Annotated in this window: 11 protein-coding genes; all 11 read right to left on the reverse strand. The window is 44.4% G+C overall.

Annotated elements, in window-relative coordinates; all coding sequences use genetic code 11:
* Positions 1 to 9: 9 nt before the first annotated feature.
* Positions 10 to 1,038 carry a flagellar motor switch protein FliM gene (fliM, locus tag MSG37_RS00435; RefSeq protein ID WP_248468619.1) on the reverse strand — a complete coding sequence of 343 codons (1,029 nt, stop codon included), beginning with the start codon at positions 1,036 to 1,038 and terminating at the stop codon, positions 10 to 12.
* A gap of 119 nt (positions 1,039 to 1,157) precedes the next feature.
* Positions 1,158 to 1,676: a flagellar basal body-associated protein FliL gene (fliL, locus tag MSG37_RS00440; RefSeq protein WP_248468620.1), complete on the reverse strand. Its 519-nt coding sequence runs from the start codon at positions 1,674 to 1,676 to the stop codon at positions 1,158 to 1,160.
* A gap of 74 nt (positions 1,677 to 1,750) precedes the next feature.
* Positions 1,751 to 3,325 (reverse strand): flagellar hook-length control protein FliK, encoded by a 1,575-nt coding sequence (locus MSG37_RS00445; RefSeq protein WP_248468621.1) that lies wholly within the window; start codon positions 3,323 to 3,325, stop codon positions 1,751 to 1,753.
* A 245-nt stretch (positions 3,326 to 3,570) separates the two neighbouring features.
* Positions 3,571 to 4,011 carry a flagellar export protein FliJ gene (fliJ, locus tag MSG37_RS00450; protein WP_248468622.1) on the reverse strand — a complete coding sequence of 147 codons (441 nt, stop codon included), beginning with the start codon at positions 4,009 to 4,011 and terminating at the stop codon, positions 3,571 to 3,573.
* Positions 4,012 to 4,092: 81 nt separating this feature from the next.
* Positions 4,093 to 5,433: a flagellar protein export ATPase FliI gene (gene fliI / locus MSG37_RS00455; protein WP_248468623.1), complete on the reverse strand. Its 1,341-nt coding sequence runs from the start codon at positions 5,431 to 5,433 to the stop codon at positions 4,093 to 4,095.
* A complete protein-coding gene (gene fliH / locus MSG37_RS00460; RefSeq protein WP_248468624.1) occupies positions 5,402 to 6,346 on the reverse strand; it encodes a flagellar assembly protein FliH in 945 nt (314 codons plus the stop codon). The genes fliI and fliH overlap by 32 nt, the downstream gene beginning before the upstream one ends.
* Positions 6,346 to 7,395 carry a flagellar motor switch protein FliG gene (gene fliG / locus MSG37_RS00465; RefSeq protein ID WP_248468625.1) on the reverse strand — a complete coding sequence of 350 codons (1,050 nt, stop codon included), beginning with the start codon at positions 7,393 to 7,395 and terminating at the stop codon, positions 6,346 to 6,348. The genes fliH and fliG overlap by 1 nt, the downstream gene beginning before the upstream one ends.
* On the reverse strand, positions 7,385 to 9,085 hold the full coding sequence (fliF, locus tag MSG37_RS00470) for a flagellar basal-body MS-ring/collar protein FliF (protein ID WP_248469116.1): 1,701 nt from the start codon (positions 9,083 to 9,085) through the stop codon (positions 7,385 to 7,387). The genes fliG and fliF overlap by 11 nt, the downstream gene beginning before the upstream one ends.
* Positions 9,086 to 9,126: 41 nt before the next feature.
* A complete protein-coding gene (gene fliE, locus MSG37_RS00475) occupies positions 9,127 to 9,459 on the reverse strand; it encodes a flagellar hook-basal body complex protein FliE (RefSeq protein ID WP_248468626.1) in 333 nt (110 codons plus the stop codon).
* A 254-nt stretch (positions 9,460 to 9,713) separates the two neighbouring features.
* Complete coding sequence (locus tag MSG37_RS00480; RefSeq protein ID WP_248468627.1) at positions 9,714 to 11,066, reverse strand: sigma-54 dependent transcriptional regulator; 1,353 nt, start codon at positions 11,064 to 11,066, stop codon at positions 9,714 to 9,716.
* The gene (locus MSG37_RS00485) at positions 11,059 to 12,153 is read right to left on the reverse strand and encodes an ATP-binding protein (protein ID WP_248468628.1); all 1,095 of its coding nucleotides are present in this window, start codon (positions 12,151 to 12,153) and stop codon (positions 11,059 to 11,061) included. The genes MSG37_RS00480 and MSG37_RS00485 overlap by 8 nt, the downstream gene beginning before the upstream one ends.
* Between the last annotated feature and the right edge of the window lie 498 nt (positions 12,154 to 12,651).

Genomic DNA, 12,651 nt, shown 5'->3' on the forward strand with positions numbered 1-12,651 from the left:
CTTTCTACCTTATATCTCTGAGCGATCACGCGCTCGTCCTTTGTGAGTGACAAGCTGCAACTCTGATTTTACTGTTTCTGGTCGCGGAATTTGCTCGCAGATTTTTAACGCTAGATTTTCTTTTGAGCGGCCCATCTTACATCTGTAAGTTGGTAAATCTTCAACCTTCAAAATAATGTGTTCAGGTAGCTCAACGGGGATCACATCACCGGCTTTAAACTCAAGCACTTCTCTTAATGTGACTTTATGTTCAACTACTGTGGCATCAATACCCACATCAACATCCATGATCTCATCGCGCAAAGCTTGAGACCAACGCATGTCTGTGTCTTGAGTATCACTTTGTACACCGGCATCGAGTAGTTCACGGATAGGCTCAATCATCGAGTACGGCATCGTAATGTGGAAATCACCACCGCCACCATCGACTTCAATATGGAATGAGCTAACCACAACAACCTCGGTTGGGCTAACAATGTTGGCCATAGCCGGATTAACTTCTGAGTCAAGATAATCGAACTGCACATCCATCACTGGTGCCCATGCATCTTTATAATCTTCGAAGATTATTTTAAGCAGCAGCTGCACAATACGACGTTCAGTAGGGGTAAATTCGCGACCTTCGATTTTAGCGTGAAAACGGCCATCACCACCAAAAAAGTTATCCACTAAGATAAATACCAGACGCGCTTCCATGGTGATTAATGCAGTGCCTTTTAGCGGACTAAAACGCACCATATTCAAGCTGGTTGGGACGAATAAGGTATGTACGTACTCACCAAACTTAAGCATTTGCACGCCGTTGATCGACACTTCTGCTGCGCGGCGCATCATGTTAAACATGCTGATCCGTAAATGACGCGCAAAACGCTCGTTAACAATCTCAAGCGTTGGCATCCGCCCACGAACAATTCTGTCTTGCGACGAGAAATCATAGGAGCGTGCGTCTAGCTCATTATCATCAATAATGTCTTCATCAACATCATCGACGCCATGGAGCAGCGCATCAATTTCGTCTTGGCTTAATAAGTCACTCACGATATCGCCTTCACTTTAAAAACCTACTTTCATCAACTGTTACGTTATAAACTAAAACTTAATAAGTTATCGCCTATTAATTTACGGCAATGACTTTACGAACTTTGCTTCGCCTCACTTTATTGCATGACAAAGCCAGTAAATAATACTTTTTCCACCACTGTACGACCGGTTACTGGTTGCAGTGTATTTTGCACATTTCTCAGCGCTAGCAAACGCAGTTCATCTTTACCTGCAGGAGAGCTCATCTTTTGAATATCTGCACTACTAAAAGTGGTTAGCAACGCATCTTCAATCAAAGGAATGTGTTTCTTAATCAGCGTATCGTCATCAGTACCACGCACCATAAGCTGCACTTTAATTTCAACTAAACGCGTGCGGCCATTATCAGATAAGTTAAATAAGAAAGGTCTTGGCATTGCAGCGTAAAATGCTTCTTTACCACTGGAAACCGGCTGCTCTACAACAACGTCTTCACCAGGATTCGCGACTGGCGCATCATCAGAGCTTAATAACATCCATGCAGTAACAGCAATAATGATAATAAGCACAACACCGATAACGCCAAATAAAATCAGCTTCTTTTTACTTTTAGGCTCAGTATTGTCTTCTAGCTCTAAGCTTGCTTCTTCTGCCATTTGGCTTCTCCGTCGCTACGCCAATTTGCGCGAGCGCCTTTAGCGGTTGTTTTTATTTGCTATAGGTTACCTGCTTATGCGTAATAATCTATACCTGAAGCAGAACTTGTTGATAGATTTGACCTTACCAGCAACTCTTCTGCTGAAATTTCATCCACATCGTGCATTCCTGAGCCACTTCCACGCTCGTTAGTCCCTTCGCCCTGCCCTTGGCCACCGTTACCTTGTGACACTTGACCATCGGTGAGCTGCATACCTTGCTCAGCTAGCATTTCCCGCAATCTTGGCATGGCTTGCTCAACAAGATCTCTTGTTTGGTGCTGGCTTACTTGAAATTGCACTTGAGTGTTATCGCCTTGAACTTGAATGCGCACCATCATCTGCCCTAGTTCAGGAGGGTCGAGGCGGATCTCAGCTTGCTGCACACCGTTGCTTACCATAGTGATCAGCTGCTGGTTCATTACCGGCGCAAATCGTTGGATCATCTGCTGCATTGAAGGTGTAGCTTCGCCAGCTTGCTTTAACGATGCATGTAATTGCGGGAGCTCTTGACGATTAGCTGCGGTTTGCTGCAATTGTTGCTGCAGCGCCGTCAATGATTTGCTGTCTTGTACAGAGCTCAGTTCGCTGGTTAAGTTAGCTTCTAATCCAGCCTGAGCTGGGCTCATTTTGACCGTAAGTTCTGCATTTTTTAATAGCTCATTTGCAACTGTGCTGTTAGCTGCTTGATTCGCTGCACTGCTGCCAGCATTAAGCTCACCTTGTTTAGTCGATTTTGATAACTCAGCAGCATTGGCTCCAGCAGCGTTAAGCTCTTTACCAAAAATGTCTTTATTTTCATTTGGCAGTTTACTGTCATTTGCAAGCTTTGTTTCATCAAGCTTGTTGCTATCGACTGTATTTTGCATCGCTGCAGAATTTGAACTATTCATATCTGCAGTCTGTCCAGCAGTTGCGCTAACTCCGGAGTTAGAGCTGTTGATGTTAGCGCCATTAGCAACAGACATTGCAGCTAATAATTCAGCGCTTGGTTTACCGCTAGCATCAACAAAATTACCTTGTTGTAACAGCGCCTTTAATTCTGGAACTGACAACTGAGACAATTCTTGCTCAGTTAAACCAGACTGCATGCTTAATGTCAGTAAAACTTCATCAGGTAATGTTTCAACACTAAGATCTGTTAGGTCATCGATAGCCGCATCGCTGTCTGCCTCGGTTGATAACGGCAAGCTTTCGCCGTGAGCGGCAAGCTGACTATCGGTTTCATTCCCCGCAGAAAATTGGCTAGCTAAATTGATTTGCGCTAGCACATGGCTGACATCATCTTTATCTGTAAACTCAGCATCTCCGCTATTGTTGCCTGCAGTGTCTTTGTTTGATTCGCTTAGGCGTTTGGATTCTTTCAAGCCATCATCATTCGCAGCCTGATTATCTTTGTTAGACTCTTGAGTTTCTTCGTTAAGAGATTGATTTGCAACACTTACCTGTTCAGAGTTGGCCGCCTTCTCAAGCTCAGTTGAAAAACGATTAGCGTCTTGTGCGTTAGTAAGACTGCTAGAGCGACTCTCTATGCCAGACTGACTCTGAGACTGAACAGCCTTTTTCCCTTGTTCAGGGCTGCTAAGAAAAATATTGTTCATCTGCTGCATGATTTCTCCATCAGCGTTAACAAACCGAACTGAACCTATGCGGTTACCAAGTCAAAATAACGGCTTTATGTGCCATTTATTGTGTATTAACCGTAGTGAATGCAATACTGGTGCCAGAAAAGCAATTTTAACTTCTAAATAATGGAGTGTTATTCGAAAAGGGGAACGGTAAGAAAATGCAGCGTTATTGGTATGATGAATGCCCGGGAGCAGGCTGAACATTTTCAATAATTTGCTGCTCGCAACTAGCGTCTGCGATAAAACTGCTGCGATGCAAACTCGTCTATCATCTTTTGCTCGCTACGTAATTCAGCTAATTTCGCTTTCTCAGCTTTATTAGCCAATAACAACTCAACCGCTTTGCGCTTTTGCTGCTTGGTTTGCCAATTAACTTGCCTGTGCTGCTTTTGATTATCAGCTTCTTTTACCGCATGAATCTGTTGACCAATCGCGGTATCAACTTGTCTTACAAACTGATGAAACTGATGATAATTACTTGCGCTGATACTCTGCCCTTGTTGCTGCTCCATCTGCTTCATATAGTCTAGACGATAGTTTTGTAAGGCTGTCAATTGACTCTGGCGTCTTTGTAACTCAAATTCAGCAGAGCGAAGCTGCATAGATGCTTGCTCTTCAGCCTCCACCGCCAATTTTAATACCAAGTGTAATGGGTCGGGTCTAGCCATGTTTCACTGCACCTATATTGGTCAAAGCGAGTGTTACTAAGCACTGTTTTCTCAGGCTCGTTTTTGCAATTGTTACGTTGATTAAACTTGGCATTGGGCGCCCATTTGACTCAACATTAATGCACTACTTTCAAACGTCACTGAATCTTTCATGGTTTGGCGTAAAAACGCATTCATAGCGGGCTGTAAACGAATGGCGTTATCGATACGTGGATCGCTACCTTGGCTATATGCACCAATCGAAATCAAATCCTTGTTTTGCTGATAAAGCGAATAAACCTGTTTTACTTTACGCATAGCTTCTAGATGTTCAGCACTTATCACCATTGGGGCAACACGGCTGATAGAAGCTTCAATATCAATGGCAGGATAATGACCAGAGTCTGCCAGTTGGCGTGATAAAACAATGTGGCCATCTAAAATCGCACGTGAAGCGTCCGCAATAGGATCTTGTAGATCATCGCCTTCGGTTAATACGGTATAAAACGCAGTAATAGAGCCTTGTGTACCGCCACCATTGCCAGCGCGCTCTACCAGTTTAGGCAGCTTTGCAAATACTGACGGCGGATACCCTTTAGTCGCTGGCGGCTCACCAACAGCTAAAGCAATTTCACGCTGAGCTTGGGCGTAGCGGGTCAAACTATCCATTAACAGCAGGACGTTATAGCCGAGATCTCGAAAGTACTCAGCAATACGAGTCGACGTCTCACACGCGCGAAGACGCATCAAAGGTGACGTGTCGGCGGGCGCTGCAACAACCACAGAACGTGCTCGTCCTTCTGGGCCTAAAATCTCTTCAATAAACTCTTTAACCTCTCGGCCACGCTCGCCGACTAAGCCAACCACAATAATGTCGGCGTTGGTACCACGAGTCATCATACCAAGCAGCACACTTTTACCCACACCAGAGCCCGCAAATAAGCCCATACGTTGGCCTTTACCAACAGTTAGCATGGCGTTAATTGCTCTTACGCCCACATCTAGCGGCTCACTAATGGCTCGCCTTGCTAGCGGGTTGATTGCCGCAACATGACTTGACGCTTTTTGATCTGTTTTTAAGTTACCTAAGCCATCAATGGGTTGGCCGCTACCATCTAATACTCGGCCTAGCAAAGATAAACCTACGTTAAGGCCTGACTGCTCACCAAGTGGGGTGACTTTAGCACCAGGTAATACGCCACGAAGCTCTTCAATCGGCATTAGGTATAGCAGCTGATCATCAAACCCAATCACCTCTGCAATAAGATTGCCGGCCATGGTTTCAATTGCGCACAAGCTGCCAACGGCTGCGCGGCAGCCCGTTGCTTCAAGTGTTAAGCCAACCACTCGTACCAGCTGACCACTTGCCTCAACTACAAAAGGATGAATTTTTTGCTGATGCTGTGCGAGTTTACTGCGCAGTTGGTGCTGACGTGTTGTCATGCTCACCTTCAGGACTGTTTGATGTGGCCGCTTCGGCGTTAACCGAGTCTATTTGATCCGCTTCAGCATGAGTCTGTGGCACACTTTGCGCACGAGTGACTAATAATGACTCTTCTTGCTGCTCTTTAAGTTGAGTTAAGTCTTGCTGATGCTTATCGAGTTCACTAAACACATGTTGCATACGCGTTTCAACCGTCATATCAATATGGCTGCGACCACTATCGATAATACAATCACCAGCGCCTAGGCTTGGATCGATTTCGATTTCCCAACGATTACGCTCCAATTGAGCTTGCGAATAAAGCTCTCTCACCAGTTTTTCATCGCTAGGTGCTAAACGTAAATTGACCTTTTGCTCTTTGATTGGCAAGGAGTCAACACCTTGACGCAGCGCAGATAAAATATGTTCAGGGTAGGTTTTTAGCTCATGGCCAATCACGACTTTTGCCAGCGTCATGCTGGTTGCTAGTAACTCTTTCTCAATTTCAGTATCAAGGATCGCCAGTGGTGCTTCAAATTGACCAATTAACTGTTCAAAACGCGCAATCATTTCTGTTGCAGATTGTAGGCCTTCTTCATAGCCTTGTTGTTGCCCTTGAGAAAAGCCCTCATTATGGCCTTGCTCTAAGCCTTCTAAACGACCTTTTTCAAGCCCTTCGCTGTAACCTTTGTCTTGGCCTTCAGCGAACCCTTCTTGCTCTGCGTGAGCTCGAATATCTTCAATTTCGCTCAAAGTAGGTGGCAAGATAGATTCTGCTTCGCACTCATCATCTTCTGGTAGCTGCAGACTATTGCGACCAAACATATTCAATGATTGAGGGTCGAGCTCCTGGCTAATATCAGGCAGATCCCAGTGACCAAAATCTTCCGCGCTGATAAGGCTCGCACCTTGGGGCTTTTTAGGTTCAGTCATTATAAGAACTCTTCACCGCCGCCACCGCCAAGCATAATTTCACCGCTATCGCTTAAGCGACGCGCTATCGATAGAATTTCTTTTTGCGCAACTTCAACTTCGCTGATACGAATTGGTCCCATCGCTTCCAAGTCATCTCTGAGTAACTCAGCAGCACGTTTTGACATGTTGCCAAGCAGTTTTTCTTTAAGCTGATCATCAGCGCCTTTCAATGCTTTCATCAGCACATCTTGCTGCACTTCACGTAGTAATACCTGAATGCCCATGTCATCGACATCGGTTAGGTTTTCAAATACAAACATTAAGTCTTGGATCTGCTGCGCCATCTCTTCATCAGATTCACGCATAGTTTCCATCAAGTGACTTTCTACTCCAGTATCGAGGTAGTTCATAATATTGGCGGCAGCTTTTAAGCCGCCCATCTTCGCCGCTTGAGCACCGCCTTGGCCGGCAAATTGTTTCTCCATGATATCGTTCAATTCTTGCAGAGCCGCAGGCTGCACCTCTTCAAGGTTAGCAATACGCATCATCAGATCTAAACGGGTATTTTCAGGGAATTGAGCAAAGATTTCAGCAGCCTGATCTGGCTCTAGGTAAGACAGTACAATCGTTTGGATCTGCGGGTGCTCGTTTTGAATAATAGTTGCAACTTGGCGTGCATCCATCCATTTCAATGAGTCCAGACCTTTAGCGCCACTGCCCATTATAATCTGTTCAATCAGATTACCGGCTTTATCTTCACCTAGCGCAGCTGTTAGTGCTTTACGCACAAATTCTTCGCTATTAAAGCCGATTGAAGAATACTTTTGAATATCATCGAGAAACAGCTTATGCACACCTATTACTTTTTCTTGACCAAAATCTTGCATTGCCGCCATGGCCATACCGACTTTTTGTACTTGTTTTGGTTCAAGGTGCTTTAAAATTGACGCTGCGTCACTCTCGCTTAAACTCAGCAATAAAATAGCTGTTTTTTCAATGCCATTTAAATCACTTGGCTTAAACGCAGCCGCGTCAGTTTTTGCCTCTACACTAATCTCATTTGTCATCTTCAAGTAACCAGTTCTTCACGACTTGTGTCGATAATTCAGGCTCATTTGCCACTAATGCACGGATTGCTTTGATCATATCATCATCTTTATGCAGATTAGGGATCAAGATTGAACCGTCGTCGGCATAACTGTATTCGGCTTCTGGTCGCTGTAACATTCCTAACGTATCTGCGGCATATTGATCTTCAATTTCAGCTAGATCACCGCCCATTTGTGGCTCATCTGGCATTTTAACGCTGTCAGGATATACCAGCTTTTTCAGCATAGGTCGGACAACAGCCAAGATAAGTACCAAAATAACTAACGCACCTAAGATTAAGCGAACTGCACGCCAAAACCATGGCTCTTCCCACATCTTTGGTGCTGGAGCGGCTTCAATAAGTTGATCCATAAATGGCACGGTAACAACTTCAATAACATCTCCGCGCTGAGTGTTAAAACCAACTGCACCTTCAAGCAAGCGACGGATATTAGCGATCTCTTGCTCAGTGCGTGGTACACGGCTCACGCTACCGTCTTCAGCAACCGGTGCGTTTTTAAAGTCAACGGCAACAGAAACACTCACTCGACGCAACGTACCGATTTGCTGGCGAGTATGACTAATAGTGGTATCAAGCTCAAAATTACGGGTAGCCTCTTTATGAGAGCTGCCAGATGTTTGAGTCGCAGCCTCTGTGGCGTTAACTTCTTGTGGGATCTCAGCGTTCATTGGCGGTTGATTAGATAACGCGCCAGGAATCCCCCCAGTGGTGCCGCCATTAGAGTTATTTTCAACAACCATTTCACTTCTAAGTGCAGGTAAATCAGGATTATAACGCTTGGCAGTTTGCTCAACGGCAGTAAAGTCCATGCTGACGTCAACTTGAGCGGTAAAGTTTTCCGGGCCTAAGATTGGCATTAGAATCGATTCAATTTTATTGCGGTATTCCGATTCTTTTTGCTGCACGATTTCTAATTCGCGGCGGGCAATAGCTGAAACACCATCTTGGCTACCAGAGTTAAGTAAGCGGCCATTTGAATCGGTTACGGTAACTTTATTTGGTTCTAAATTGTGTACAGCAGATGCAACGATATCAACAATCGAATCAACTTCTTCTTGGCTCAATCCAACTCGGCGGGTGCTGACAACAACTGTCGCGCTAGGCTTTGAGCGATTACGGGCAAATACATTTTCTTTGGGTAAGGCCAAAATAACCTTGGCACGGGTAACACTGCGTAGTTCTTCAATTGCGCGAGCTAAGTTTTGTTCTTGGCTATGTTTAAGACGCGCCTGCTCCATGCGCTGACTAACACCAAAGCCGCTGTCTTTATTCAAAAAGTCGTTATTGGCTTCTACATTGTCGAGCCCTTCGCGGCTCATCAGCATTTTTACTTCTTGATATTTATCTTCAGGGATTTTAACGACATCACCTTGGATCTCGTATTTGATTTGGTTCTTATCAAGAACATCAAGCACCTGCACCATCTCAGCGGTGGTCATTTCACCTAACGGACGGTATTCAGGCTCTTGCGCCCAAATCATTACAAATACAGCTAACGCTAAACAGATAGCCAGCGCCAAAATCATCGTCACCTGACGCAGCATATCAACGCCGCCTAAGGAGCCCATTAATCCTGGTTTGTGCTCTTCTTGCACGCCTGATGTTTGTGGATCAGTTGCTAAACCTGAACCTGTTCCTACGACCATTTCTGTACTCACAATTGCACCCTGCTTTACTGATTAAAGGCCTAAACAGGCATGCTCATAATTTCTTTATAAGCTTCTACGAGCTTGTTACGCACTTGAACCGTTGCTTCAAATGCCACGCTGGATTTCTCTCTAGCGATCACGGTATCAGATAATGTCACTGTGGTATCTCCCATATCAAGTCGAGTGGCGAGATTAGCAGCATTTGATTGAAGTTCGCTTACATTTCCAACAGCTTGGGAGAGTAACTGGCCGAAATCAGCACCAGAAGTGTTTTGCACTTGGCGAGTGATCCCAGTTTGAATGCTAGAAGTGCCAATTTGACCATTTAGCGACTGCATCTCTTGCAGTAAAGAATTCGCACCAATTTGCATACTTAGCTCCCATGTCGTTTTCTTGACGAAAATGTTGATATGACTAAGTCAAAGCAAATAGCTTGCCAATATTTAATTGGAAGTGAAAACAGATAGGTAAGGAAGCCGTATAGCCGGTTTTGAATGGAGAGAGTCGCAATGGCTATAGTGATAATCTAAACACCAGCAAATATGGAACAGGTAAAATAACCTGCGCCATACTGCTGCTGTAAACATTCTATTTCATTGCTATTTTAGAGTCGAAAACCACACGCTTAAGCTGGTATTTGAATGCCTAAATCGCGCATTTTTGCCATTTTATAACGTAAGGTTCTAGCACTGATCCCCAGTTTTTCGGCAACCAATTTACGGCTACCATTACATTGAGATAAGGTTTCCAAAATAATCACATGCTCTTGAGCTTTAAGTTCCCCGCCTAAACCATCAAGTTCTGCTGGTTTTGAATTATCTGACGCGGGTAATTCAGCGCTAAAATCCAGTTCTAGCGAGTCAATAATAATATCGGCAGCAGTGATTTCATTACTTAGACATAAAATCAATGCGCGCTGCACGACATTATCAAGTTCACGGACATTACCTGGCCAGCGATGCGCTAACAAACGTCGGCATGCGCATTCGCTAAACTCAGGTACTTCATTGCGACTAGCAATAGCAGCATGCCTTTGCAGTAAATGTCTTGCTAACGGTAAAATATCTGCTTGGCGCTGATTAAGCGCAGGCCAAGTTAATGGAAATACATTAATTCGGTAATAGAGATCTTCACGGAACTCGCCTGATGTAGCCATCGCTTTTAAGTCACGGTTTGACGTTGCTAATACGCGCACATTTAACTTAATCGTTTTACGGCCACCTAAGCGTTCAACTTCTCGCTCTTGCAGCACTCGCAGTAACTTAGCTTGTAAACCCACTTCCATTTCTGAGATCTCATCAAGCAGCAAAGTGCCGCCTTGAGCTTGCTCAAACTTACCGGGACACGCCTGAAATGCACCTGTGAACGCACCTTTTTCATAACCAAATAAGGTCGCCTCAAGCATGTTTTCAGGAATTGCAGCGCAGTTTATCGCCACAAAAGGCTCACTGGCACGTTGACTATGTTGATGGATATAACGAGCTAACACTTCTTTACCACTGCCGCTAGGGCCCATAATCATCACAGATGCATCAGACGCAGCCACTCTTTGGGCAAGTGCTAACAAGGCTAAGCTTTTTTCATCAGCAACAACGGGCGTTCCCTCAATACTTTTGGCGGGCATGTAACGCGACACCTGATTAAGTAGCACTTCTGGTGAGAATGGCTTAGATAGATAATCAACCGCCCCAAGTTTCATCGCATTCACTGCATTATCTATGGTTGCATAAGCTGTCATCAGTAAAACGGGGATTTTAGGATGATATTGTTGCAGGTGATTTAGTAAACCAATCCCCCCAATGCCGTCCATCTGTACGTCACTTATGACCATATCAAAGCGCTCTGTTTTTAACGCCACAATAGCATCTTCAGCACAGGCCACATCGACGCATTCGTAATGTGCCAGCATTAAGGTATCGAGCAATGCCTCACGTAATGAAGCATCATCTTCAACTAACAATAACTTACCTTCAGACATGAGCTGTTTCTCCATGCTGGATTTCACTACTTTTTGAAATTAATGGGAATTTTAATGATGCTGTGCATCCGTTGCCTTGATGACAACTAAACTGCATGCGGCCGCCATGATTATTAACCACTGACTGCACTACCGCTAAACCTAAACCTGTACCTTGGGACTTAGTGGTAAAAAATGGCTCAAGTACTTTGTGCTGCATTTCAACATCTAAGCCTTTGCCATTATCAATCACATCAAGATGCAGTGCTGTGCCAGTATCAAAAGCGTGCAGAATAACTTTGTTAGCGCCGGCCTCCATGCTATTCATTACCAGATTATTGATTGCAGAACACAGGGCGGCATCGTTAGCGCGGATTTTTTGTTTCGAGTCATTATTAAAAATCAACTCGCACTTTTTCTGCTCCGCTATCGGTTGGCAATTACTTAACACATTATCGACCACTTCATCGATTGTTAAAATAGTATCAAGTTGCTGCTGACGGCCCTTTGCCATCAATAGCATATCGTTAACTTGATGTTCTAGCTCATTAAGTCTATCAACTAACTTACCTTGAAAACGCTTTCTCGCGTCATCTGATATTTTAGGGCTTGCTAAGTTAGATGCGTATAACAGCGCTGCACTTAATGGGGTGCGTACTTGATGCGCAAGTGTGGCAACCATTTTTCCAAGGGCAGATAAACGTTGAAGGTGAGAAAGGTTTTTCTGCAATAATCGTGTTTCAGTTAAGTCTGTTAATACAATTAATTGCCCCGGCTCTGGCGTTAAAGGCGTAATAGCCAGCTTTACACGACGGCCATTGCGCAATGATACTTCATGGCCATCATCATCTTGCGGCGAAAAAGCGCGATTAATAATCTGCAGCCAACGCAAGCCCTCTAACGGACTGCCTAACAATTCAATTGCGACCGGGTTTGCATCAGTCACGATACCGTCACCATTTATGATCACTACGCCAGAGGGCATCGCCTGTAGAATATGATCCATTCGATTGGACATATTAGCGGCTTGTTGCACATCAACTAATTGCGGACGCAATTGTGCTTTCACATCGTTGGCATTAAGTTGTGGCTTCAAAATAGCGGACATGGTAACTCCGTCAAAAAAACTGCATTTGACCAGAGCTAAAGCAAATTTTACGCCAACGTAGAACTATGGCAAAAATCACCTTAAGAATTAGACTAGTAGCATGCCGCATAAGTAAAAGCTCCACCTTCTGAAGAAGGTAGCTTTGCTAGCCCTTATGAAGTGAACTCCCTGAAAGGGAGCTTTCCTACCATGCGTTAACAAGACGCCGTAAATATATCCCTATAGGCTCTACTAAATCATCCCTGATTTAGAAGCTTGTACCGCACTATTAGCAAAGCTCATGTATCAATTGAGCTTATAAGTTATGTTTAAATGAACTTATAAGCCGTGTATCGCATAGATGCGATAAGCGCGCCTTCATGGACCCTTTTCTTTCAAAAAGTCGCCGTGCTTATAAGTAGCTAAACATCACCTTAACTCCGAAATGCCATTGAACGTAGTTCAGGCAAAGCCTAATTGATGATAACCACCTACTGAAATAGGTGGTTTAGGGCTGAA

Origin of the sequence: Shewanella sp. 1CM18E, from assembly GCF_023161665.1 — a bacterium.
Classification (GTDB): Bacteria; Pseudomonadota; Gammaproteobacteria; order Enterobacterales; family Shewanellaceae; genus Shewanella.

What these genes read in the sequence shown, in the direction of transcription:
- fliL (WP_248468620.1), bottom strand. Translation starts at nt 1,676, where the DNA reads ATGGCAGAAGAAGCAAGCTTAGAGCTAGAAGACAATACTGAGCCTAAA.
- MSG37_RS00445 (WP_248468621.1), bottom strand. Translation starts at nt 3,325, where the DNA reads ATGCAGCAGATGAACAATATTTTTCTTAGCAGCCCTGAACAAGGGAAA.
- fliJ (WP_248468622.1), bottom strand. Translation starts at nt 4,011, where the DNA reads ATGGCTAGACCCGACCCATTACACTTGGTATTAAAATTGGCGGTGGAG.
- fliI (WP_248468623.1), bottom strand. Translation starts at nt 5,433, where the DNA reads ATGACAACACGTCAGCACCAACTGCGCAGTAAACTCGCACAGCATCAG.
- fliH (WP_248468624.1), bottom strand. Translation starts at nt 6,346, where the DNA reads ATGACTGAACCTAAAAAGCCCCAAGGTGCGAGCCTTATCAGCGCGGAA.
- fliG (WP_248468625.1), bottom strand. Translation starts at nt 7,395, where the DNA reads ATGACAAATGAGATTAGTGTAGAGGCAAAAACTGACGCGGCTGCGTTT.
- fliF (WP_248469116.1), bottom strand. Translation starts at nt 9,085, where the DNA reads ATGGTCGTAGGAACAGGTTCAGGTTTAGCAACTGATCCACAAACATCA.
- fliE (WP_248468626.1), bottom strand. Translation starts at nt 9,459, where the DNA reads ATGCAAATTGGTGCGAATTCTTTACTGCAAGAGATGCAGTCGCTAAAT.
- MSG37_RS00480 (WP_248468627.1), bottom strand. Translation starts at nt 11,066, where the DNA reads ATGTCTGAAGGTAAGTTATTGTTAGTTGAAGATGATGCTTCATTACGT.
- MSG37_RS00485 (WP_248468628.1), bottom strand. Translation starts at nt 12,153, where the DNA reads ATGTCCGCTATTTTGAAGCCACAACTTAATGCCAACGATGTGAAAGCA.